21 protein-coding genes are annotated in these 23,650 nt (G+C 61.4%); 9 read left to right on the forward strand and 12 right to left on the reverse strand.

Features of this window, described 5'->3' with window-relative positions:
- Nucleotides 1-91 precede the first annotated feature (91 nt).
- The 8 genes from HU731_RS07330 to HU731_RS07365 form a co-directional block, all read right to left on the reverse strand.
- Entirely contained in the window at nucleotides 92-1,702 is a 1,611-nt protein-coding gene (locus tag HU731_RS07330) for a flagellar hook-associated protein 3 (RefSeq protein WP_186606855.1), read from the reverse strand.
- Between the two features lie 14 nt (nucleotides 1,703-1,716).
- The gene (gene flgK / locus HU731_RS07335) at nucleotides 1,717-3,762 is read right to left on the reverse strand and encodes a flagellar hook-associated protein FlgK (protein ID WP_186606856.1); all 2,046 of its coding nucleotides are present in this window, start codon (nucleotides 3,760-3,762) and stop codon (nucleotides 1,717-1,719) included.
- A 10-nt stretch (nucleotides 3,763-3,772) separates the two neighbouring features.
- Nucleotides 3,773-5,032, reverse strand: coding sequence for a flagellar assembly peptidoglycan hydrolase FlgJ (flgJ, locus tag HU731_RS07340; protein ID WP_186606857.1), 1,260 nt, complete (start codon nucleotides 5,030-5,032; stop codon nucleotides 3,773-3,775).
- Nucleotides 5,033-5,036: 4 nt separating this feature from the next.
- The gene (locus tag HU731_RS07345; RefSeq protein WP_186606875.1) at nucleotides 5,037-6,146 is read right to left on the reverse strand and encodes a flagellar basal body P-ring protein FlgI; all 1,110 of its coding nucleotides are present in this window, start codon (nucleotides 6,144-6,146) and stop codon (nucleotides 5,037-5,039) included.
- 6 nt (nucleotides 6,147-6,152) lie between these two features.
- A complete protein-coding gene (gene flgH, locus HU731_RS07350; protein ID WP_032895934.1) occupies nucleotides 6,153-6,848 on the reverse strand; it encodes a flagellar basal body L-ring protein FlgH in 696 nt (231 codons plus the stop codon).
- A 52-nt stretch (nucleotides 6,849-6,900) separates the two neighbouring features.
- The gene (gene flgG, locus HU731_RS07355) at nucleotides 6,901-7,686 is read right to left on the reverse strand and encodes a flagellar basal-body rod protein FlgG (RefSeq protein WP_003192986.1); all 786 of its coding nucleotides are present in this window, start codon (nucleotides 7,684-7,686) and stop codon (nucleotides 6,901-6,903) included.
- Between the two features lie 62 nt (nucleotides 7,687-7,748).
- On the reverse strand, nucleotides 7,749-8,489 hold the full coding sequence (locus tag HU731_RS07360; RefSeq protein WP_003192988.1) for a flagellar basal-body rod protein FlgF: 741 nt from the start codon (nucleotides 8,487-8,489) through the stop codon (nucleotides 7,749-7,751).
- Between the two features lie 846 nt (nucleotides 8,490-9,335).
- A complete protein-coding gene (locus tag HU731_RS07365) occupies nucleotides 9,336-10,901 on the reverse strand; it encodes a sigma-54-dependent transcriptional regulator (RefSeq protein WP_056786456.1) in 1,566 nt (521 codons plus the stop codon).
- Nucleotides 10,902-11,158: 257 nt separating this feature from the next.
- Between HU731_RS07365 and phhA the strand changes: the two genes are divergently transcribed.
- The 3 genes from phhA (at nucleotide 11,159) to HU731_RS07380 (ending at nucleotide 13,598) form a co-directional block, all read left to right on the forward strand.
- Nucleotides 11,159-11,950, forward strand: a complete 792-nt coding sequence (gene phhA / locus HU731_RS07370; protein ID WP_186606858.1) for a phenylalanine 4-monooxygenase — start codon at nucleotides 11,159-11,161, stop codon at nucleotides 11,948-11,950.
- Nucleotides 11,951-12,048: 98 nt separating this feature from the next.
- Nucleotides 12,049-12,405, forward strand: coding sequence for a 4a-hydroxytetrahydrobiopterin dehydratase (locus HU731_RS07375; protein WP_003192995.1), 357 nt, complete (start codon nucleotides 12,049-12,051; stop codon nucleotides 12,403-12,405).
- Nucleotides 12,405-13,598 (forward strand): amino acid aminotransferase, encoded by a 1,194-nt coding sequence (locus HU731_RS07380; protein WP_186606859.1) that lies wholly within the window; start codon nucleotides 12,405-12,407, stop codon nucleotides 13,596-13,598. Before HU731_RS07375 ends, HU731_RS07380 begins: the two co-directional genes overlap by 1 nt.
- Before the next feature lie 172 nt (nucleotides 13,599-13,770).
- Here the strand turns inward: HU731_RS07380 and HU731_RS07385 are convergent, their stop codons facing one another.
- Entirely contained in the window at nucleotides 13,771-14,580 is an 810-nt protein-coding gene (locus HU731_RS07385; RefSeq protein ID WP_073527120.1) for a UDP-2,3-diacylglucosamine diphosphatase, read from the reverse strand.
- Nucleotides 14,581-14,717: 137 nt separating this feature from the next.
- Here HU731_RS07385 and HU731_RS07390 point away from each other — a divergent pair, with 137 nt between their 5' ends.
- The 3 genes from HU731_RS07390 to HU731_RS07400 all read left to right on the forward strand — a co-directional run bounded on the left by HU731_RS07390 (nucleotide 14,718) and on the right by HU731_RS07400 (nucleotide 16,864).
- Nucleotides 14,718-15,467, forward strand: coding sequence for a helix-turn-helix transcriptional regulator (locus tag HU731_RS07390; protein ID WP_186606860.1), 750 nt, complete (start codon nucleotides 14,718-14,720; stop codon nucleotides 15,465-15,467).
- Nucleotides 15,468-15,567: 100 nt separating this feature from the next.
- Nucleotides 15,568-16,452 carry a DMT family transporter gene (locus tag HU731_RS07395; protein ID WP_186606861.1) on the forward strand — a complete coding sequence of 295 codons (885 nt, stop codon included), beginning with the start codon at nucleotides 15,568-15,570 and terminating at the stop codon, nucleotides 16,450-16,452.
- Between the two features lie 130 nt (nucleotides 16,453-16,582).
- A complete protein-coding gene (locus HU731_RS07400) occupies nucleotides 16,583-16,864 on the forward strand; it encodes a hypothetical protein (protein WP_186606862.1) in 282 nt (93 codons plus the stop codon).
- A gap of 35 nt (nucleotides 16,865-16,899) precedes the next feature.
- Here HU731_RS07400 and HU731_RS07405 read toward each other — a convergent pair whose 3' ends face one another.
- A complete protein-coding gene (locus tag HU731_RS07405) occupies nucleotides 16,900-17,187 on the reverse strand; it encodes an Rdx family protein (protein WP_186606863.1) in 288 nt (95 codons plus the stop codon).
- 83 nt (nucleotides 17,188-17,270) lie between these two features.
- Here HU731_RS07405 and HU731_RS07410 point away from each other — a divergent pair, with 83 nt between their 5' ends.
- Nucleotides 17,271-19,460 (forward strand): patatin-like phospholipase family protein, encoded by a 2,190-nt coding sequence (locus HU731_RS07410; protein ID WP_186606864.1) that lies wholly within the window; start codon nucleotides 17,271-17,273, stop codon nucleotides 19,458-19,460.
- 130 nt (nucleotides 19,461-19,590) lie between these two features.
- On the opposite strand, the gene HU731_RS07415 is transcribed toward HU731_RS07410, so the two are convergent.
- Nucleotides 19,591-20,025, reverse strand: coding sequence for a MarR family transcriptional regulator (locus HU731_RS07415; RefSeq protein WP_043049659.1), 435 nt, complete (start codon nucleotides 20,023-20,025; stop codon nucleotides 19,591-19,593).
- 121 nt (nucleotides 20,026-20,146) lie between these two features.
- Nucleotides 20,147-22,276, reverse strand: coding sequence for a DNA helicase RecQ (gene recQ, locus HU731_RS07420; protein ID WP_014719373.1), 2,130 nt, complete (start codon nucleotides 22,274-22,276; stop codon nucleotides 20,147-20,149).
- 276 nt (nucleotides 22,277-22,552) lie between these two features.
- Here recQ and HU731_RS07425 point away from each other — a divergent pair, with 276 nt between their 5' ends.
- Both HU731_RS07425 and HU731_RS07430 read left to right on the forward strand, forming a co-directional pair.
- Nucleotides 22,553-23,140: a UPF0149 family protein gene (locus HU731_RS07425; protein WP_186606865.1), complete on the forward strand. Its 588-nt coding sequence runs from the start codon at nucleotides 22,553-22,555 to the stop codon at nucleotides 23,138-23,140.
- Nucleotides 23,141-23,160: 20 nt separating this feature from the next.
- A complete protein-coding gene (locus HU731_RS07430; RefSeq protein WP_019818414.1) occupies nucleotides 23,161-23,544 on the forward strand; it encodes a YbaN family protein in 384 nt (127 codons plus the stop codon).
- Nucleotides 23,545-23,650: the final 106 nt, after the last annotated feature.

The following is a 23,650-nucleotide window of genomic DNA, read 5'->3' on the forward strand; positions in this document are numbered from 1 at the left end:
CGTGGTTTATGCAAAACGTTTCAACAATTAAGCCCCATAAACGACAACGGCCCGCCCTGTTTCCAGAGCGGGCCGCTTGACGAAACGCCGTTTACATCTTGTTGAACAGGCTCAACTGCGAGATTTTCACGAAGGCCAGTTGCGAAGCCTGCAACATGGTTTGCTGCAAGCTCAGGTTGACGGCGGCTTCGGCGAAGTCGACATTGCCCAGGGCATTCATGGTGGTGGTATTGGCCAGGTCCAGGCTGACGTTTTCCTTGGACTGAATGTCCAGGCCATTGAGGCGCGCGCCCAGGGAGCCACGCGCCTGGTCGATCTGCCCGTAGGCATTGGTCAAGTTGCCAATCGACTTGGCCACCACATCCTTGAGCTCCTTCTGCGCCGCCGGATTGCCGTCTGATGGCGTTTCCAGAATTTTGCGCAGATGGCTCAGGGTGTCGAGGACGTTCTCGTTCTTGTTGCTGGTGGCACTGATCGCAAACTGGTCGCCGGCTGCCGGCGCCGGTGCGGTGGTGACATCAAAGGTCACCCCTGCCGCCGTGATGGTGGTTGCGCCGGCCGCCAGGGTGCCACTGGCGATGGATTTGCTGTCTGCGCTATACGGCTGCGCATACAGGTCATAGGCGCCAGCGGCACCGAACTTCACGATCACGCCCGAATTGGGAAAGGTGCTGGCGTAAGCCGCCGGATCGCTCACCGTGCCACCGCTCAGTTGCGCGGTGGACGGATTGCTCGGGGTGCGCGAAACGCTGAAGGTGTCTGGTTTGACCGACAGGCTGAACTCGCGGTCCTTGACGATGGCGTCCGACGGCGCGCCAGGCAGTATGTCTTTGCCCAGTGCGTCTTTGCCCAGGTTCAAGCCGATGTCGAACTTGACCCCGCGCAGGCTGATAGTCGAACCGCCTTCCTTGGTGGCATCGAAAGTGCCGTTGCCCGGGATCTCCGAGGTGATGTCCTTGCCGGCACTGTCCGTGACGACGTACTGGGTGCTGCTGGTGAAGGTCAGCTTATACGGCTGACCATCGGAAAAACTGCTGTTATAGCTGCTGTTGGCTGCGATCAGCCCGGCAGAGACGGTGACCTTGCCATCGTCGACTGCTGGCGGCACGAGGATCGGCGCGGTTTGCGTACGGCCCGTATTCGCCGAGCTTTCAAGCATGCTCTTGGCGGTATTGCCCATGGCAACCGACAGGTTCTCTGCGATCTTCAGGCTCAGCGGCGTGTCATCGCCCTGGTAACTGTAGGTGCCGTCATTGTTGCGGGCGTAGGGCGGCGTGTCGGTCTTGCTGCCGGAGAACAAGTAATTACCGCTGGCGTCCTTGGTATTGAGCAGGCCCAGGACCTGGTCTTCAATGGCGCCAATCTCGGCGGCCGTCGACTTGCGGTCAGCGTCGCTGATGCCGACGTTACCCGCCTTGAGCGCCAACTCACTGGCTCGTTGAATCGCGATATTGATATTTTCCAGCACGCCGTCCTGGGTGGTCAGCGAGTTTTTCAGGGTGTCGATGTTGCCATTGAACTGCGCCAGCATGTCTTTCTGCTGCTGCAACATCAACAACCGCGCCGCCGCCACCGGATCATCCGCGGCGGTTTGCACGCGCACGCCGGAGCTGGCCTGGTCCTGGGCCTTGACCACGCTGGAATAGTTGCTCTGGTACTTGGCAGAGCTGGTCTCAAAATACTGCTGTGTAGAAATACGCATCGTCCCAGCCTCCCTTAAAGAGCATTCATCAGTGTGGTGAAGGTTTCCTGCGCAGCCTTGATGATCTGCGACGACGCGGTGTAGTACTGCTGGAACTTGATCATGTCGCCCGCTTCATCATCCAGGTTGACCCCGGATACCGAGTTGCGTGCTTCCTTGTTGGCGCTGAGCAACGCGCCGGTGGCGGCGGTGTCGACCCCGGCCTGGCTGGCCTTGGCACCTACGGTCGAGACCAGCTTGCTGTTGGCGCCCACCAGGCTGGTGCCCCCGTTGCCGTCGCCCATGCCGACGGTGGCCTTGGTTTGCAGGTTCAGCAGTTCCTGGGCATTGCGGCCGTCGGACTTGCCGCCACTGTTGAAGGCGAAGGTGGTGCTGTCGCCGTCTGCCGGCGAGCCGTTGACGGTGGTGTCGAACTTGAAGCTCTTGCCAGGGATGGCGGCACCGCTGGCGTCGCGCATCGGCACGTCCACGGTGATCTTGTTGCCCTGCCCAGGAATGATTGAGCCAGTGCCAATCGGATTGCCCTTGGAATCGTTGATGGTATAGGACTGCGTACCGTCGGCGGCAGGCTTGCCGAACACCATCTTCACCGGCATCGAGTTTTCAATACCGGCGCGCAACTGCGCGGTGTCGGTGCCGCCATGAATATCCAAAGGCACCGTCAAGGCCGGCTGGGTAAAGGTGCCCGTGCCGCTGTTGGTCGTGCTGCTGGTACCTGCCAACGGGCCGGCGAACGCCAGTTTGTTTGCATCGGTGAGCGCCACGCCAATACCGCTGGCGCCCGTGGCGGTGGGGCTGACCTTGAAGCTGTCGCCAAACGCCATGGTGCCTTTGCCGTCCAGCGCCAGGGTGAAGCCATCCAGGGTCGGCGGCGGTGTAGCGCTCATGTCGAAGGTGCCCATGGCCTTGCCGTCCGAACGCAACACCGTGATCTTGTTAGGATCGGTCTTGTCGCTGAAGGTCACGGTGTAGTCAAACGTGGACAACTGACTGCTGTCCTTGATCGTCACGTTCAGGTTGCCCGCGCCGGCGCTGTTGCCCGAGGCACCCTGGCTGCGCGAGGCAATGGCGGCGGCGCTGTTGATGTCTTTGAACAGCGAAACGCCAAAGTCACCGTTGAGGTCCAGGCCCTGGCCCAGTTGGTTGTTGAGCGTGTCTGCCGTGGCGATGGCGATACGGCCCAGTTCATTGATGGCCGGCATCAAGGCATCGCTGCGATAGCGCAACAGGCCGCCGATGCTGCCGCCGCTGATCACCGAGCCCAGGTCCAGGGTGGTGCCGTTCATGTCCAGCTGGATGGTGTACTGGCTGTTATCGGTTTTGCTTGGCGCGGCGGAAATCTTGTTGGAGATCCCGCCCTCCACCAGGGACTGGCCGCTGCCGGTGGTCACACTGAACTGGCCGTTTTTCTCGGTGGCCGTGACACCAATCAACTCATTGAGCGAGCGTACTGCCTCGTTACGCGAGTCCAGCAGGTTGGCCGGGGCGCTGTTGGAGCTGCCTTGGGCCTGGGAGATCTGCTGGTTGAGGGAGGCAATCGAGGCGGTCAACTGGTTGACCTGGTCACTCATGCTGCTCAGTTGGTTGTTGATCGTCTCTTTCTGTTGGGTCAACTGCGTGGAGATCGCGTTGAAACGGCTGCTCAGGGTCTGGGCGTTGGTCACCAGCAGTTGGCGGGCCGACAGGTCGCTGGGGTTGGACGCGGCGGTTTGCAGGGTGGCGAAGAACGAACTGAGCACCGAGGACAGGCCGGTGGTTTTGTCCGACAACACTTTGTCGACGGCACCGACCTGGTCCAGGTACGCCTTGGCGTCGTTATTGAGCGCCGTGCTGTTCTGGTAAGCGGTGTCCAGGTACTCGTTGTATACCCGGCGCACATCAGCCAGGGTGGTGCCGCTGCCGATGTACACGCCGCCGAACGGGTTCGACGCGTTGGTATTTTGCGTGGTCTGCTGACGCGAGTACCCCGGGGTATTCACGTTGGCGATGTTATTACTCAAGACCGACAACGATCCTTGAGCGGCATTGAGCCCTGACATCCCGATACTGAGCAAACTCATGGTTCAGACCTTATAAATGTGTGGTTGCGCCAGCGGCAGCGTAGTTCTGGTAACTGTTCATGTTTTTTGCGATCTGCGAAATCTTGCTGGCGTAATCCGGGTCGGTTGCATAACCGGCTTTTTGCAACTCGCGTACAAACTGTTCCGGGTTGTCGGCTGATTTCACAACTTCTTTATAGCGATCATGGCTTTGCAGCAGGGTCACGAGGTCGTGGAAGCTGTCCTGGTAGGAGCTGTAGGAACGGAACTGCGCCGTTTCCTTGACCATCGCACCATCGCGAAACTCGCTGGTGATCGCCCGGGCCTGACCGCCCTGCCAGCTCTGGCCGGCCTTGATGCCGAACAGGTTGTGGCTGCTGCTGCCGTCTTCGGCACGCATCACCGATTTGCCCCAGCCGGTTTCCAGCGCGGCCTGGGCCACCAGGTACTTGGGGTCGATACCGATACGCGCGGCGGCGGCCTTGGCCATCGGCAGCATGGTGGCGACAAATTCATCCTGGGAGCTGAAGGCTTTCTTCGCTGGCGCCAGCGGTGGCTGGGCAATGGCGCGGCCATACACTTGCATGCGCCCGCTCGGCACGGCAAAGCTCCGCGCGCTGCTATTGATGACCGTGTCGTCGGCAGCGCTGTTACGCAGGGGCGCGGCTTTGGCTTCGACCGGAGCGTTCGGCACGATGCCCGCCAGCAGGCGGTCGGCCAGCTTGCTGGGCAAGGCGATACGGCGTTGGTTCATCAGTTCCATGTCGTTGGCATGGGTACTGGCGCCCTCAGGCACGGCCACGCGATACGCCCACAAAGGCCGCTGGCCATTGGAGCGGCCCAACGGGCCTTCGGCCTGGGTACCGGCGGCAATCTCGGTCGGCACATCGACTTTCTTCACCGGCACATCCGCCGCCGGGCCTTGCAAGGTGGCGGCCTGGGCCTCCACCGGTTTGTTCTTCTGCATCTGGCGCATCAGCACATCGGCCAGGCCGATACCGCCGCCTTCGCGGGACATCGACACCGCCAGTTGCTGGTCGTACATTTCCTGGTACTGCTTGGCGGCCGGGGTGTTCAGCGGGTTGTCCTTGCCCAGGGCGTCGGTGGCCGAACGCATGGACTTGAGCATCTCGTTCAAAAACAGCGACTCGAATTCCTGCGCCACTTTGCGCAGGTTGCCTTCGCTGTTTTTGTCGTCGCCCACCTTGAGCTGGTTAAGCCGGTTGAGGTCGGAGTAAGACCCCGAGTCCGCCGTGCTGCTGATACCGCTCTTGCGCATATCCATGGCCATGGCCTCAGATCACGATCAGGTCGGCTTGCAACGCGCCGGCCTGCTTCAAAGCTTCGAGGATCGCCATCAAGTCGCCGGGCGCAGCGCCCACCTGGTTCACCGCACGGACAATCTCGTCCAGGGTGGTGCCGGGGCCGAACTTGAACATCGGCTTGGCTTCTTGCTGGGCATTGACGCGCGAGCGCGGCACCACGGCGGTCTGGCCACCGGACAACGGCCCAGGTTGGCTGACGATCGGGTCTTCGGTGATGGTCACCGTCAGGCTGCCGTGGGTTACCGCCGCTGGCGAGACCTTGACGTTCTGGCCGATCACGATGGTGCCGGTGCGCGAGTTGATGATGACTTTCGCTACGGCCTGGCCTGGGTCCACTTCAAGGTTTTCCAGGATCGACAGGTAGTCCACGCGCTGGCTTGGGTCCAAAGGCGCAGTGACGCGAACCGAGCCGCCGTCGATGGCCTGGGCCACGCCAGGGCCGAGCATGTCGTTGATCTTGTCGACCACGCGCTTGGCGGTGGTGAAGTCGGAGCGGTTGAGGTTCAGGGTGAGGCTGTTGCCCTGGTTGAAACCACTGGGCACGGTGCGTTCAACCGTGGCGCCACCGGGGATACGCCCGGCCGACGGCACGTTGACAGTGATCTTCGAGCCGTCGCGGCCTTCAGCATCAAAACCGCCGACCACCAGGTTGCCCTGGGCGATGGCGTAGACGTTGCCGTCGATACCCTTGAGCGGCGTCATCAGCAAGGTGCCGCCGCGCAGGCTCTTGGAGTTACCCATGGAGGACACGGTGATGTCCACCACCTGCCCCGGCTTGGCGAACGCGGGCAGATCGGCGCTGATCGACACTGCCGCGACGTTCTTCAACTGCACGTTGCCCGAGCCAGGCGGTACCTTGATACCGAACTGGGAGAGCATGTTGTTGAAGGTTTGCAGGGTGAACGGCGTCTGGGTGGTCTGGTCACCCGTACCGTTGAGCCCCACCACCAGGCCATAGCCGATCAACTGGTTGGAGCGCACGCCGGAAATACTGGCGATGTCCTTCAGGCGCTCGGCCTGGGCCGCAGCGCTCAAGGCCAACAAGAGCGCCATCGCCATCAGCTGTTTGAACTTCAAAATGGCCACCTAGAAAGGGAACAGCGGGCTGAGGAAGAAGCGGTCGAACCAGCCCGGCTGGCTCGCATCGGCAAACGAACCCGTGCCCGAGTAGGTAATGCGTGCATCGGCAATGCGCGTCGACGGCACGGTGTTGTCGGTGGAGATGTCATCGGCGCGAACCATGCCGGCGATGCGCACCAGCTCGTCGCCGGTGTTGAGGGTCATCCACTTTTCACCGCGCACGGCAATGATGCCGTTGGGCAATACGTCGGCGACGGTCACGGTGATCGAACCGGTCAGGCTGTTGCCCTGCCCTGCCGCGCTCTTGCCGTTGGTGGCACGGTCGCCGCTGTAGCCGGCGTCCAGGCTCAGGTCACCGCTGCCCAGCGGGTTATTGGTGTTCAGGCCGCCGCCGAACAGCGAGGTCAGGCCGATGCTGGTCTTGCTGTTCTTGCCGATCTGCGAGTTGGCGTTCTTGCTGGCCTGGGTCTTCTCGTTCAGGGTGATGGTGATGATGTCACCGACCCGGAACGCCTTGCGGTCGCTGTACAGGTTCTGCTCGAACCCGGCCTGGTAGATCGAGCCATTGTTGGCCGCCGCCGGCAGCGGCGTGCGTGGCAACACCGGCGCGTAGTACGGGTCATTAGGCTTTGGCGAGGGGGCGACACAGCCCGCAAGCACGGCGATCCCACTCAATGCCAACACACAAACATAGCGATTCATGACCCTAACCTCACGGTGTTGCAGGCACCCTCAAGGGCGCCCCATAGACTGATTACAGATTCTGCGTAACGAACGAAAGCATCTGGTCTGCGGTAGAAATCACCTTGGAGTTCATCTCGTAGGCGCGCTGGGTGGTGATCATGTTGACCATCTCCTCAACGGTACTGACGTTGGAGGTTTCCAGGGTGCTTTGCAGCGTGGTGCCGAAGCCGTTCAAGCCAGGGGTGCCGATTTGCGGCGCGCCACTGGAGGCGGTTTCCAGGAACAGGTTGTTGCCCATCGCCTGCAGGCCGGCCGGGTTGATGAAGTCGGCGGTTTGCAGGTTGCCGATCACTTGGGACGCCGGGTTGCCAGCGACGGTGATGGACACGGTGCCGTCGTTGCCGACAGTGAAGGTCTTGGCGTCTGGCGGCACCACTACGGCAGGCTCCAGGGCGAAACCGTTGGCGGTCACGATCTGGCCGTTGGAGTCCAGGTGGAAGGTGCCGTCACGGGTGTAAGAGGTGGTGCCATCCGGTTGCAGCACCTGGAAAAAGCCGCGGCCATTGATCGCCATGTCCAGGGGCTGGCCGGTTTGCTGCAGGTTACCGGCGCTGAAGTTTTTCTGGGTGCCGACGATCTGCACACCGGTACCCAGTTGCAGGCCCGACGGCAGTTCGCTGTCCTGGGTCGATTGGGCGCCAGGCTGCTTCTTGATCTGATAGAGCAAGTCCTGGAACTCGGCGCGGTCACGTTTGAAGCCCGTGGTCGACACGTTTGCCAGGTTGTTGGAAATGGTCGTCAGGTTGGTGTCCTGGGCGGACAGGCCTGTCTTGGCAACCCATAGAGCCGGAAGCATGCTGTTCTCCTTCGTGCGCCGGATGGTTGGCGCTGCGTTGCAAATTGGTTAGTGGGCTTGAATCAGCTCATCTGCATGACGCGCGTCATGGCCTGGTCGTCTTCTTTAGCGCTGTTCATCATCTTGATGTGCAGCTCGAACTGCTTGGCCAGCGCCAGAACCGCGGTCATTTCTTCCACGGCATTGACGTTGCTCGCCTGCAGGAAACCCGAGGTCAGCCGCACGTTCGCGTCGGCCTGGGCCGGCTGGCCATCCTTGGTGTGGATGGTGCCGTCCAGGCCTTTGGTCATGTTCTTGAGGTCTGGCTGGACCATCTTGATACGGTCCACTTCCGCCATCACCCGCGGGCCTTCGCCCATGGCACGGATGCTGATGGTGCCGTCCGAACCCACTTCGATTTTCTGCTGGGGCGGCACGGCAATCGGGCCACCGTTGCCCATGATCGGCATACCGTTGCCAGCACGCAGCACGCCCAGGGCATCCACGTTCATGCTGGCGCTGCGCACGTAGGCTTCGCCGCCATCGGGGGTTTGCACCGCCATCCAGCCGTCGCCGCTGACGGCTACGTCCAGGTCACGGCCGGTTTCGATCATCGCGCCCGGAGAAAAGTCAGTGGCCGGCCGCTCGGTCATGGCAAACGCCCGCGCCGGAAAGCTGTCACCGAACACCGGCATCGAACGCGCCTGCTCCAGGTCGCGCTGGAAACCGTTGGTGGAAATGTTCGCCAGATTGTTGGCATGGGCCTTCTGCGCCAGTGCATTCTGGCTGGCGCCGGTCATTGCCACATAAAGGTACTTGTCCACGCTCTATCCTCTTTCTGACGGACGCTTGCCGCCCACCGCTGTACTGAGGAGGCTTAAGCAATTTGCGAACCAACTTTTTAAAAGAGGCGCAAGTCCAGGCGGGGCGGGGGTTTCGTGGAGGTATGTGAAATTGGTAGGGGAGAAACAGTCGAAAAAACGGCGGACTACTGCCGCCTGCGGCAAACACCGGCCTGAAAAACGACAGAGCTCAAATGTGGGAGCGAGCAAGCCCGCTCCCACAGGGGATTGATGCCGGGCGCTGATTTCGTGGGTAATACCCAACCAATGTGGGAGCTGGCTTGCCTGCGATAGCGGTGGGTCAGTAATAGAGGTGCAAGCTGACCGGCCGCTATCGCAGGCAAGCCAGCTCCCACAGTTAACCGCGCCCGGCCACACACTCCACGATGCGAAGCGAGCCGCTCTTGATCTGCTTTTGATCTCAGGCGCCCCGTTAAACCACGCTGGCCGGAATTCGACAGGGATTTGGGGGGTAAACCGGCAGGGATGCCGGTTTAGCCGCCCCGCGCCATGGATGGCGCGTGGCGGCGGCCCTCCCAAATCACTGGCGAATTACGGGCACACCGAGCCTAGGCGAGGTGCCGAGTGGTGGGGCAAGAGCGTTTTGCTTACTTTTGTCTGGGCCGGCATTCCGGCTGTTCAAAAGTGAGCCGCTGTCAGAGCGGAACCCTAAGTGGCCGTTACCTAAATAACGGATATGTACCCGGTCCAACTGTGTTGACTGTCAGGCCGCCATCGCAGGCAAGCCAGCTCCCACAGCTGGATCGTGGGGTTTCAGGTAGATAGATGTCGGCTGTCAGTCCGTCACGGGAGCAAGCTCCCACCGTTTTAACTACGATCAGCCTTGAGCACTTCGTAATCACGCAGCTTGTTGGCAATGGTGGTGTGCGACACCCCCAGGCGCTTGCCCAACTGGCGACTGCTCGGGTGTTCGGCATACAGGCTTTCCAACACCGCCTTCTCAAAGCGCCCGACGATATCCTCCAGGCTGCCCTCCAGGGAAAAATCACCCAGCGGCTGGCGCACGCCATAATCCGGCAAGCGAATATGCTCAACCTTGACCGTACCGCCCTCACACAACGACACCGCCTGGAACAGCACGTTTTCCAGTTGCCGCACATTGCCCGGCCAGTGGTAGTGGTTGAGCTTGTCCATGGCGGCAGGTGCCAGCTTGGGCAGTGGGCAACCGATCTGCCGACTGGCCTGGTCGAGAAAATGCTCGACCAACGGCGCGAGGCCATCCAGGCATTCGCGCAACGGCGGGATATGCAACGACAGCACATTCAGCCGATGATAAAGGTCCTGGCGAAACTCACCCCGGGCGCAGAGCTCCGACAAATCCACCTGGGTCGCGCAGATCACCCGCACATCCAGGTACACCTCTTCATCACTGCCCACCCGGCGAAAACAGCCGTCCTGCAGAAAGCGCAGCAGCTTGACCTGCAAGCGCGCGCTCATTTCCCCCACGCCATCGAGAAACAAGGTGCCGCCCGCCGTCAGCTCAAGCAGGCCCAATTTACCTTCGGCCCGCGCCCCTTCAAATGCGCCGGGGCCGTAGCCAAACAGTTCGGTCTCGGCCATCGACTCGGGCAACCCCGCGCAGTTGAGCGCCATCAATGGCGATTGCCCGCGCGGGCTGGCCAAGTGGCAGGCCCGGGCCAACAGCTCCTTGCCGGTGCCGGTTTCGCCTTCTATTAATAGTGGCGCATCCAGCGGCGCCATGCGCCGTGCTTCGCGCACCACTGCGGCCATGACCTTTGAGCTTTGGAAGATGCTGTCGAAACCGCGCAGCTCTTGCTTGCGCACGTTATAGATACGCTCACCGACACGGTCGGCGCGGTGCAGGGTGAGCACGGCGCCGGCCATGGCTTCGCTGTCGTCGTGCTCGGAGGATTGCAGGGGCGCGATGTCCGCCAGAAATACGTCGCCCTTGACCTTGACCCGCAGGCCATTGATTCGCGATTTGCTGGCGCGCACCAGTTCCGGCAGGTCGAAATCCTCGGCGTAACGCGACAGGGGAATCCCCGGCACTTCATCCACCCGTACACCCAGTAACTGCGCCGCCGCACGATTGGCGGCCACGATGGAGCCGCCCATATCAATGGACAGCACCGGAAATTCCAGGGCGCCGAGCAATGCATTGAGTTCCATATGCCGACGCTCGCTAGGCATCAGCCCTACCCGCTTGACGCCAAACACCCCGGCAATCGCCTCGAACTGCGGGCGCAACGCCTGAAATTGCATATTCACCAGGTTGGGGCAGAACAGGTAGATGGCGTTGCCATGCTCACCGCCGACTTCGCCCTTGGCGACGTTGACGCCGTACTCCACCAGCAGGTTGAGGATGTCCCGCAGGATGCCGATGCGGTTCTGGCAGTGCACTTTGATACGCATGGAAAAACTCGAAAAGGGAGTAGGCGCCGCGTCTTTTTGTCGCTGGGCGCAGATAGTCGTCAAGATTATGTGACAGTGCGGCAGCTATTCCCAGCCTATAGCTGCGACAAGCGGGCCTATCGTAACGAATACTTTACGATTACCGGTAATTTTTCCTACATGCATCCGCTAAAGGCTGATGGAATCCTGCGCCTATCCGGTTATCAATAGAGGCATCCCAGGACATAACAAGAACGAATGCCTAGCAGGAGAGCCGTATGAAGCAGACGCACTACGTGGCCCGCGAGCCCGATGCGCAAGGTTTTATCCACTACCCGCCCGAAGAACACGCGGTGTGGAATACCCTGATCACTCGCCAGTTAAAAGTGATCGAGGGCCGCGCCTGCCAGGAATACCTGGACGGTATCGACAAGCTCGGCCTGCCCCTGGACCGCATTCCCCAGTTGGGCGAAATCAACAAGGTGCTGGCCGACACCACCGGCTGGCAAGTCGCCCGCGTGCCGGCGCTGATTCCCTTCCAGACCTTTTTTGAATTGCTGGCCAGCAAGCAGTTTCCGGTGGCGACTTTTATTCGTACCCGTGAAGAACTGGACTACCTGCAAGAGCCGGATATCTTTCACGAGATCTTTGGCCACTGCCCGCTGCTGACCAACCCCTGGTTCGCTGAATTCACCCACACCTACGGCAAGCTCGGCCTGGCGGCCACCAAGGAGCAACGGGTGTACCTGGCGCGCCTGTACTGGATGACCATCGAGTTCGGCCTGGTGGACACGCCCCAGGGCCGGCGCATCTACGGTGGCGGCATTCTGTCGTCACCTAAAGAAAGTGTGTATTGCCTGTCGGACGAGCCCGAGCACCAGGCCTTCGACCCGCTGGAAGCGATGCGCACCCCCTATCGCATCGACATCCTGCAACCGTTGTACTTCGTCTTGCCCGAACTCAAGCGCCTGTTCGACGTGGCGCAGGAAGACATCATGGGCATGGTCGAGCGTGGTATGGCGCTGGGCTTGCACGCACCGAAATTTCCACCCAAGCCCAAAGCCGCGTGAACCTTACGTTTTAAGGCCAGGTGAGTCTGTTCCCTGGCCCCGCGTTGCTTTAGGGTAACGCCACTGACCTTCAATCATTCGAATTCAGGACACCTTCCATGACCACCTTGAACCAAGCCCACTGCGAAGCCTGCCGCGCCGATGCCCCGCAAGTCAGCGATGAAGAACTGCCGGTGCTGATCAAGCAGATCCCAGACTGGAACATCGAAGTGCGCGACGGCGTGATGCAGCTGGAAAAGGTTTTCCTGTTCAAGAACTTCAAATTCGCCCTGGCCTTCACCAACGCGATGGGTGAAATCTCCGAAGCCGAAGGCCACCACCCAGGCCTGCTCACCGAGTGGGGCAAAGTCACCGTGACCTGGTGGAGCCACTCCATCAAGGGCCTGCACCGCAACGACTTCATCATGGCCGCGCGCACCGACGAAGTGGCCAAGACTGCCGAGGGCCGTAAGTAATGCATTTCGATGCCATCGACCGCGTGCCCGGCGACCCGATCCTCGGGCTGATGGACCTGTATGCTCAGGACGCCAACCCGAACAAGTTCGACCTGGGCGTAGGTGTCTATAAGGACGACCAGGGACTGACGCCGATTCCTCATTCGGTGAAACTGGCGGAACAGCGCCTGGTCGACACCCAAGTGACCAAGACCTATATCGGCGGCCATGGCGATGCGGCCTTCGGCAGCCTGATCAGCGAACTGGTGCTCGGCGCCGACTCAGCCTTGCTGCGCGACCGCCGTGCTGGCGCCACGCAAACCCCAGGCGGCACCGGCGCCCTGCGCCTGAGCGCCGACTTTATCGCCCACAGCCTGCCGGGCCGTGGCGTGTGGTTGAGCAACCCGACCTGGCCGATCCACGAAACCATTTTTGCCAAGGCCGGGCTCAAGGTCAGTCATTACCCTTACGTGGGCAGCGACAACCGCCTGGACGTGACGGCGATGCTGGCAACCCTGTCCAGCGTGCCCAAGGGCGACGTGGTATTGCTGCACGCGTGCTGCCATAACCCGACCGGCTTTGACCTGTCCCAGGATGACTGGCGCCAGGTGTTGCAGATCGTGCGGGAACGCCAGTTGCTGCCACTGATCGACTTTGCCTACCAGGGCTTTGGCGACGGCCTGGAGCAGGACGCCTGGGCGGTGCGCCTGTTTGCCGCCGAGCTGCCGGAAGTGCTGATTACCAGTTCGTGCTCGAAGAACTTCGGCCTGTATCGCGACCGCGTGGGTGCATTGATTGTGTGTGCGGCGGATGCCGAAAAGCTCACCGATGTACGTAGCCAATTGGCGAATATCGCGCGCAACCTGTGGTCGACGCCACCGGATCATGGCGCCGCCGTGGTGGCGACCATCCTCGGTGATGCACAGCTGAAAAAGCAGTGGAGCGAGGAAGTCGAGGCCATGCGTTCACGGATCGCCCAGTTGCGTTCCGGGTTGGTGGAAGCGCTTGCGCCCCATGGGCTGGCCGAGCGCTTTGCGCATATCGGCGCGCAGCGTGGGATGTTTTCCTATACCGGCTTGAGTGCCGAGCAGGTCAAGCAACTGCGCGAGAAGCACAGTGTGTATATGGTCAGTTCGGGGCGGGCTAATGTGGCTGGGGTTGATGCGACGCGGTTGACGTTGCTGGCTCAAGCCATTGCTGACGTCTCTAACTGAAGAAACAGGTTTTTTTATGTGGCGGTTGCCCCACGCCCTCTGTAGGAGCGAGCTTGCTCGCGAAGAACCTCAACGATGACGCGTGCATCCTGAATAAACGCGGCGCCTGCGAGTTTTTCGCGAGCAAGCTCGCTCCTACAAAAGCCTTAAGGCCATTCAATCGAGCTGGTTTTTAGCCAGTGACCAGCTCAGCCTTGAGTTGGGCTTCCCTGGCCTGCGCATCCGCCAACCGATACAACTCGATATGCCCATCCCAGTGCTCGATCAAGGCCGTGCACGACTCCACCCAATCCCCGCAGTTGAGGTAATCCACCTCGCCCACCTTGCGAATCTCGGCATGGTGAATATGCCCGCACACCACGCCGTGCAATTCGCGCTTGGTCACCTCGTGGGCAATCGCCTCTTCGAAATCGCTGATAAAACTCACCGCTGTCTTGACCTTGTGTTTCAGGTACGCCGACAACGACCAGTAGCCGTAGCCATACCGCGCACGCCAGTGGTTCAGCCAGCGGTTCAGCGTCAGGGTGAATTCGTAGGCCGAATCGCCGAGGAAGGCGAGCCAGCGGTGATAGCGCGTGATCACATCAAACTGGTCGCCATGAATCACCAGCAAGTGGCGGCCATCGGCGGTGACGTGCACGGCTTCATCCACCAACTGGATATTGCCCAGGATCAGCTTGGAATAGCGACGCAGGAACTCGTCATGGTTGCCGGTGACGTAGATGACCTCGGTGCCACGCTTGGCCATGGTCAGCAGACGCCGAATCACGTTGGTATGGGCTTGAGGCCAATACATGCCACCACGCATTTTCCAACCGTCGATGATGTCACCGACCAGGTAGACCTTGTCGGCGTGGTAGCCCTTGAGAAAGTGCGACAGGTGTTCGGCCTGGCAATCCCGAGTGCCCAAGTGCACGTCGGAAATCCACAGGGTTCGCACCCGTTGCTTGCGGCTGGGCTTGGTGAACTCGGCACGGGTCATGGGCATCCCTCGACGCTGTTTTGGCGAGCTTGCGCCCTGGCGATTAATAGCCCATGACAAGCGTGCGTCAGTCTGATGACAGCGCCCGTTGCCCGCCAAGCGTTGTAGACTGACGGCTTGCCGCCCTGGAGACCGCGATGAGCCCGACCCTCACGCTACGCCACTACCTTGAAGCGCCCATTGCCCACAGCCATGACCATGCGCAGTTGGTGTTCGGCCTGTCCGGGCACCTGGACCTGGAAGTGGATGGCCGTGGCAGCCAGGTGCGCGAAAGCAGCGTGATGGTGCTGCCCTTCTCCACCCATCATGCCTGCATCAGCCGCGATGGCAGCCGCTGCCTGGTGCTGGATGTACCGACTGAAAACTGGATGGTGCAATCCTTGGGCGAACATGCCGATGCCAGCCGCCGCTTGCTCGACCAACCCGCGCGCCTGGCGCTGGATGCCCGGCAACACCAACTGGTGCAGTGGCTGGCACAAAGCCCGGTGCACGACCCACTGATCGTCCAGCAAGGCGCTGTGCTGTTACTGGCCACCCTCAACCATCCCCTGGCCCAACCGCTGCCGGGCCGGCGCCTGCCTTACGCGGCGTTCAATGCCCATATCGAGCGCCATGCGGCGCACCCGCTGCAGGTGGCCGACCTGGCGCGGATCGCCGATTTGTCCGTGCCGCGCCTGCATGCGCGGTTTATGGCGGAATGCGGGCAGACGCCGATGGACTATCTACGCAGTCGCCGCCTGCACATGGCGCTCAGGCTGTTACGCGAAACCTCCCTGCCCATCGGCGAGATTGCCGAGCGCGTCGGCTACGCCTCACAAAGCGCATTTTGCGCGGCGATGCTACGGGCCTTTGGCGCCTCGCCCGGGGCGTTGCGTCGGGCGGGCTAGCAAGAGTCTTGCGCTAAAAATCACCCCGTCCGCGACAGACGCCCACCCGCCAACCCTCTAGACTGCGAGGCTGTCACCCCCTGTTGGATCAAGGATCGCAATGACTCCCCGCTCAGCCCTTGGCGCCCTGCATATCGGCGCATTGATGTTTGGCCTCACTGGCGTATTCGGCAAGCTGGCGGCGGCCTCCCCCGCCATCATCGTATTTGGCCGGGCGGCGTTTGCCGTGCTGGCGCTGGCGGTATTCGCGCGCTTTGCCAGCAATGCTCCGTGGAAGCGGCTGGAGATGCGCGACTGGCGCCGGCTGCTGGTCAGCGGTGTGTTGTTGGCCGCCCATTGGGTGACGTTCTTTATTGCCGTCAAGGTCGCCGGCGTGGCTGTGGCGACCTTGGGGTTCACCGCGTTTCCGGCCTTTACGGTGATCCTTGAGGGGCTGATTTTCCGCGAGCGTATTCGGGCCAACGAAGTGCTGCTGGTGGTGCTGGTTAGCGTTGGCCTGGTGCTGGTGACCCCGGATTTCAATCTCGCCAGCGAAGCCACGGGCGGCCTGCTATGGGGCATCGCCTCGGGCCTGTTGTTCTCGTTGTTGTCGCTGAACAATCGCGCCAGTTCCGGGCGCATTCCTGCGGTACAGGCCGCGCTGTGCCAGAACGTCGTGGTCGCCGCGCTCCTGCTGCCCGTGGCCGCGCCGGGGCTGGCGGATGTGCGTGGGATAGATTGGCTGTGGATCGGGCTGCTGGGGGTGTTTTGTACCGGCTTGGCCCACAGCCTGTTTGTCGCCAGCCTCGCGGTGATCAAGGCGCGTACCGCGTCGGTGGTGTTTGCCATGGAGCCGGTCTACGGCATCACCGTGGCCTGGCTGCTGTTTGCCGAAACCCCGACCCTGCGCATGTTGCTGGGCGGCGCCTTGATCATCGTTGCCATTGTGCTTTCGGGCCTGATGGGCAGCGTCAGCCAGGCCAAGCAGCCGGCAGCCACGGCCTGATCTATACTTTAAACGTCCGCAACAGTCTGTAGTCGTTCAACGGATAAAGACTCCTCGACGACAGCCATGGTGTTTTCTGAAGTTGCTGCAAGCGAGTGGTCATCCCTCAATGCGATGCAGGAGCTTCATCATGGAAATGCTCATCAGCTTGCTGGTCCAGACCATCAGCGGTGCCGTCGGTGGCAACATCGCCGGCATGACCAAACAGAGCCTGGGGACGGGGCTCAATACCTTTCTCGGCGGAGTCGGCGGCCTGGTGTTGGGCCAGATTGTCGCCGCACTCACGGGCACCACCAGCGGCGAAGCGCTGGATGTGGCCGCGATCGGCAGCAATATTGTCGGCGGAGGCGTCGGGGGGTTGGTGTTGACCTGGGCCGTCGGCTTTATCAAGCAAAAGCTCGCGGCCAAATAGCGATAGGGGTCACCGCATCTCAGTGGCGGTGACCCTCATTGCGTACGCTCGTTATGGCCCAGGTCGCGGTTGGGATCGATCTGGTCGCGCACTCGCTGCTTGAGCATCTTGGCCTCGGGAAAACCGCCATCGGCCTTGCGCTCCCAAATCTGCACGCCATCACAGGTGATGCGAAACGCGCCGCCGGTGGCCGGTTCCAGCGCCACGCGCCCCAGGTCATCGGCAAAGGTGCTGAGCAACTCCTGGGCCAGCCACGCGGCGCGCAGCAACCACTGGCACTGGGTGCAATAGGTGATAACGATCTCGGGTTTGCATGCAGACATCATTAAGCGGCTCCTGGCGTAACAGGCTCAGCGAATCGGGTGGCTATAATAGCGGCCTTTGTCGCCCAGCCACGAGATTGATGATGCGCCGCCTGTTGTCTTGCCTGTTCCTGTGCCTTGTCCCCCTACTTGCCGACGCGGTAGAAGCCCCTCGCCCAAAAATCGGCCTGGTGCTGTCCGGCGGCGCCGCCCGTGGCCTGGCGCATATCGGCGTGCTCAAGGCGCTTGAGGAGCAAGGTATTCATATCGATGCGATTGCCGGCACCAGTATGGGCGCGGTAATTGGCGGGTTGTACGCGTCGGGCTACAAGATCGACGAGTTGGAGAAGTTGGCGCTGGGTATCGATTGGCAGCAGGCCCTGTCGGATGCGCCACCGCGTGAAGATGTACCGTTTCGGCGCAAACAGGATGACCGGGATTTCCTGGTCAAACAAAAACTCAGTTTCCGCGACGATGGCAGCCTCGGCCTGCCGCTGGGCGTGATCCAGGGTCAGAACCTGGCACTGTTGCTGGAGAGCATGTTCGCCCACAGCAGCAACACGCGTAACTTCGACAAGCTGCCGATCCCTTTCCGCGCCGTGGCCACCGACATCACCACCGGCGAAAAAGTGGTGTTCAGCAAAGGCCACCTGCCCCAGGTGATCCGCGCCAGCATGTCGATCCCTGCGGTGTTCGCCCCGGTGGAGCTGGATGGCCGCCTGCTGGTGGACGGCGGCATGACTGACAACATCCCGTTGGACGTGGCGCGGGAGATGGGCGTCGACATCGCGATTGTGGTCGACATCGGCACCCCGCTGCGTTCGCGCAAACAACTGGCCACCGTGGTGGATGTGCTCAACCAGTCCATCACCCTGATGACCCGGCGCAACTCCGAGGAGCAACTCAAGGCCCTGTACCCCAAGGACGTGTTGATCCAACCACCGCTGGCCGCTTATGGCGTCACCGACTTCGGCCGCGCCAAGGACATGATCGAAGCCGGTTACCGCGCCACCCGTGCCCTCGACGTACGCCTGGCACACCTGCGCCCTGCCGAACCCATCGACGCTGACCTGGTGGCCGCGCGCACGCCGGGCGAGCGCACCCCGGTGATCACCGCGATCCAGGTGGAGAACGACTCCAAGGTCAGCGACGACGTTATCCGCTACTACATCCGCCAGGGGCTGGGAGAACCGCTGAACCTGGGCCGCCTGCAATCAGACATGGGCACCCTGTACGGCCTGGATTACTTCGAGCAGGTGCAATACCGCGTGGTGAAAAAAGGTCAGGACAACACCCTGGTAATCAGCGCACGCGGCAAGCGCAGCGGCACCGACTACCTGCGCCTGGGCTTGAACCTCTCGGACGACATGCGCGGCGACAGCGCCTTCAACCTCGGCGCCAGTTACCGCGTGAACGGCATCAACCGCCTCGGAGCGGAATGGCTCACGCGGGTGCAGATCGGTGATCGGCAGGAGCTGTACAGCGAGTTCTACCAACCCATGGACACCGGCTCACGCTACTTCGTGGCCCCCTACATCAGGGCCGAGGCGCAGAACGTCGAGCTGATCCTGGATAACGACCCCATCTCCGAATACCGCCTGGAACGCTATGGCTTCGGTTTGAACGTGGGCCGACAGATCGGCAACAGCGGCGAGATCCGCTTTGGCGTGGGCGAAGCCTGGGGCAAGGCGGACGTGCGCATTGGCGACCGCGACCTGCCGAGCGTGAGCTTCAGCGAAGGCTTCTATGAACTCAAATACTCCTTCGATTCCCTGGACAACGTGTACTTCCCCCACAGCGGCGAAGACATCGGCCTGGCGTTCCGCGAATTCGAACCCGGCCTGGGCTCGGACCAGCGCTACCGCCAATGGGAGTTCAAGCTGGACAAGGCCATGAGCCACGGCCCGGACACCCTGATACTGGGCGGCCGCTATGGGCGCACCCTGGATGATTCGGACGTAGTGATTTCCAGCTTCCTGCTGGGGGGCGCACGGCAATTGTCGGGCTTTCGCCAGGATGCGATTTCGGGGCAGAACATCAGCCTGATGCGCGCGGTGTACTACCGCAGGCTCACCCCGCGTTCTTACCTGCCGCTGGACTTCCCGTTGTACTTGGGTGCATCCCTGGAACGGGGCCGGGCGTGGAACAACGATAACGAGTTCGACAGCGGCTATATCAACGCCGCGAGTATTTTCCTGGGGTTTGATACGCCATTGGGGCCGCTGAATTTCAGCTATGGGTTCAATGATGATAATCAGAAAGCGGTGTACTTGAACCTGGGCCAGACGTTCTAGGAAAGGATTGCCAAGGACTTTTGTAGGAGCGAGCTTGCTCGCGAAAAATCCACAGACGCTGCGTTTATTCAGGAAGCCCGCGTTATCGTTGACGTTCTTCGCGAGCAAGCTCGCTCCTACATGCTGCAGATCAGGACTTTTCCAGGTTCGCCAGGATGTGCTCATGCACCCGCATGCACACCCGCAGGTCTTCCTCATTCACACCCACGAACAACTCATGGCGCAATGCCGTGGCAATGGTTTCGATCTGGTCGATCAGCGGTTGGGCGGTATCGCACAGCAGGATGCGCTTGGCGCGCCGGTCTTCCACCACGGCTTGGCGTTGTACCAGGCCCTGGCCTTCGAGGCTGTCGAGCAGGCGGGCCAAGGTTGGCCCTTCCACGCCGACACTTTGGGCCAATTCACGCTGGGTGGGTGCTTCGGCAAAACGGGCCAGGTGCAGCAGCACTAACCAGCGCGCCTGGGACAAGCCCAGCCCCGCCAGGCGGCGGTCCAGTTCGGCGCGCCAACCCCGGGACATTTGCGCCAACTGCATGCCAAAACGGTGTTGATCGGTTAACGGCATAAAAAACTCGTGTTTAAGACTGAAAATAAAGTATGGCTAATTATTAGTCAGCTAAGCATGAGCCCTGCCCGTAGGCAAGGCCCGCTATGTACTGATTCGTTACATTGTCGTAATTGCCACACTAAATTTCGAATTCCGACTGCAAAGCGGCACGCACGCAGTACAAAACGCCTTCCGGAACACGCCCGGTAAACAACGGCGCAATCTCCGTCACAGCTGGCAATTCGCCTTCCCCATCGAGAAAGGCGTCCTGGATTTCACCGAGCAAATCCTCTGGCAAATCCAGGGCCTGCTCCAGGGACAATTGCTGCTTGCCGATGGCTTCGGCGAGCAAGGTGTACACGTTTTTTTCCGAGCATTGCAGCTGGCCGGCGATCTGGATCGGGGTCATGCCGGCACGGGCCAGGCTGATCAGTTCGTGGCGAATATCAGCGATTTCCTTCGGCGCTTCGGCCTGGCCGCCGAGCACTTCCAGGAAGGCCTGGCCGTAGCGCTCCAGTTTGCGCGCGCCCACACCGCTGACCCGGGCCATCTCGGCCATGGTGGTGGGCTGCTCGCGGAGCATCTCCAGCAAGGTGGAGTCGGGGAAGATAACGTAGGGTGGCACGCTGTGCTCCTGCGCCAGTTTGCGCCGCAGGGTGCGCAAGGCTTCCCATTGTTCGCGCTCCTCGCCCCGCACCAGTTGGCTGGCCTGGCTGGTGCTGCTGCTCTTGGCGGTGGTCTGCGGCTTGAGGTCGCGGCGCAGTTCCAGGCTTACTTCGCCCTTGAGCAACGGCCGGCAACTGTCATTCAGGCGCAGCCCGCCGTAGCCCTCGATATCGATGTCGACCAGACCACGGGCAACCATCTGGCGAAACAGCGAACGCCACTCACCTTCAGCGCGGGCCTTGCCGACACCGTACACCGAGAGTTTCTCGTGGCCGAAGCTGCGGATTTTTTCGTTGTCCTTGCCCAGCAGAACATCCACCAGATGGCCCACGCCATAGCGCTGGCCGGTGCGATAAATCGTCGACAACGCCTGGCGCGCCGGTTCGGTGGCGTCCCAGGTTTGCACGCCGTCGATGCAGTTATCGCAGTGGCCGCAGGGCTCAGGCATGTCTTCGTCGAAATACGCCAGCAGGGTCTGGCGGCGGCAGCGGGTCTCTTCGCACAACGAGAGCATGGCGTCGAGCTTGTGCTGCTCCAGGCGCTTGTGACGCTCGTCGCCTTCGGAGTTCTGCAGCATCTGCTTGAGCATCACCACGTCTTGCAGGCCGTACACCATCCAGGCATCCGCCGGCAGGCCATCACGGCCAGCACGCCCGGTTTCCTGGTAATAGGCCTCGAGGGACTTGGGCAGGTCCATGTGCGCCACGAAACGCACGTTGGATTTGTCGATACCCATGCCAAAGGCAATGGTCGCCACCATGATCAGGCCTTCCTCGTTCAGGAAGCGTTTTTGGTGCGCTGATCGCGTTTCATTGGGCAGGCCGGCGTGGTAAGGCAGCGCCGGGTAGCCTTGCTCACAGAGGAACGCAGCGACCTCGTCGACTTTCTTGCGCGACAGGCAGTACACGATGCCCGCATCACTGCGCCGTTCGGACAGAAACGCCAGCAACTGCTTGCGCGGCTGCTCCTTGGGCACGATGCGGTAGAAAATATTGGGCCGGTCAAAACTCGACAGGAAGCGCTCGGCGTTCTGCAAATGCAGGCGCTCGACGATCTCTTCGCGGGTCCGCTTGTCGGCGGTGGCGGTCAGCGCAATGCGCGGCACATCGGGAAACAGTTCTGCCAATTGGCCAAGCTGCAAGTATTCGCGGCGGAAATCGTGACCCCATTGCGACACACAGTGGGCTTCGTCGATGGCAAACAGGGCGATCTCAAGGCTCTGCAAAAAGGCCAGCATGCGTGGCTGCACCAGGCGCTCCGGCGCCAGGTAAAGCATTTTCACCTCGCCACGCTTGATGCGGGCGGCCAGGTCGCGCTGCTGCTCGGCGCTGAGGGTGGAGTTCAACGACGCGGCAGCGACTCCGAGTTCTTCAAGGGTGGCGACCTGATCGTCCATCAGCGCAATCAGCGGCGACACCACCACGGCCAGGCCATTGCGCAACAGCGCCGGCACCTGGAAGCACAGCGACTTGCCGCCACCGGTAGGCATCAGTACCAGGGCATCGCCGCCACTGGCCACGCGCTCAATGATCGCACCCTGGCGGCCACGAAAACTGTCGTAGCCGAAGATGTCCTTGAGGACGCGTTGAGCCTGCTCGAGCATGTAAAACTCCAAAATGGTGCCGAAATCCCTCTATACAGGCTGGCCGAAAAAATCCGCGTTCACGAAAAAAAATCCGTAAGCGAAGTTTTCCCGGATTGGCGCTGGGCCTGCAGGGGCATCACAAAACGCGGCAGTATACCCGAGCGTTATCCACCAAAGGGCGCGACTGACGAATAGACGCACCAGGCTAAAACCGGGCAAATATGCCGTGCGGCTGGCCTGGGCGCTCAAGAAAGCCTAGAATTCAGCATCGTTTATTCCCAAGGTAGCCCTTCAATGTCCTTCGCTGAGCAACTAACCCGCCTGCAAGCCTTCCTCGACGCCGATGAGCTGCATGACGAGGCGCTGGACTACGTGGCCGCCCACGGCTACCTGACCGCCCTGTCGATCTGCTCCGACCCCGTCCCGGACCGTGAATGGATCGACGCGCTGTTCGCTGAAGAGCCTCACTACAGCGACGAAGCCCAGCGCACAGAAATCGAAGCCACCCTGGTCGCCCTCAAGGCCCACATCGCCCGCCAACTGGCCTCCGACGAAGAGTTCGAGCTGCCATGCGAGCTGGACCTGGGCGACGATCCGGATGACTCCGACCTGCGTGGCTGGTGCATCGGCTTTATGGAAGGCGTGTTCCTGCGCGAAGCCGCCTGGTTCGAAACCGCCGAAGAAGAAGTCAGCGAAATGCTGCTGCCGATCATGGTCGGTTCGGGCCTGTTCGAAGAGGAAGCAGAATTCTCCGACATCGCCGCCGACGCCAACCTGATGGACGACATGATCGTGCAGATCCCGGAAGCCCTCACCGCGCTGTACCTGCTGTGCAATGCGCCTGACGAAAAACCGGCGATCCTCAAGCCACGTCACCACTGAGTCGCTTGCCCGTGGCACCCATGGGCAACCGTCCACTGCTCCTGCGCTACGCGCTGCTGGCCATCGGCTGGCTAAGCGTAGCGCTGGGCGTCATCGGTATTTTCCTGCCGGTGTTGCCGACCACACCCTTCCTGCTACTCGCCGCCGCCTGCTTCGCTCGCAGCTCCCCGCGCTTCTACCACTGGCTGGTGGAACACCCGCGCCTGGGGCCTTGGGTGCGCGACTACCTGGACGGCAATGGCATCCCGCTCAAAGGCAAGGTCTACGCCATTGGCTTGATGTGGTTGAGCATCTCGATTTCCTGTTACCTGGTGCCGCTGCCGTGGGCACGGGGCTTTATGCTGACCAGTGCGGTGCTGGTGACGATCTACATCCTGCGCCAGAAAACCCTGCCGCCACGCTGAGCACCGCCTGCGACATTCGATCCCACACGACCTTGGTCGACACTGACTAACACCAGGCATCATGCGAGACTGTCCAACCGGGCCTGGAATGCCCAGGTGTTCTTAT

This window comes from Pseudomonas salmasensis (genome assembly GCF_014268375.2).
Taxonomy (GTDB): Bacteria; Pseudomonadota; Gammaproteobacteria; order Pseudomonadales; family Pseudomonadaceae; genus Aquipseudomonas; species Aquipseudomonas salmasensis.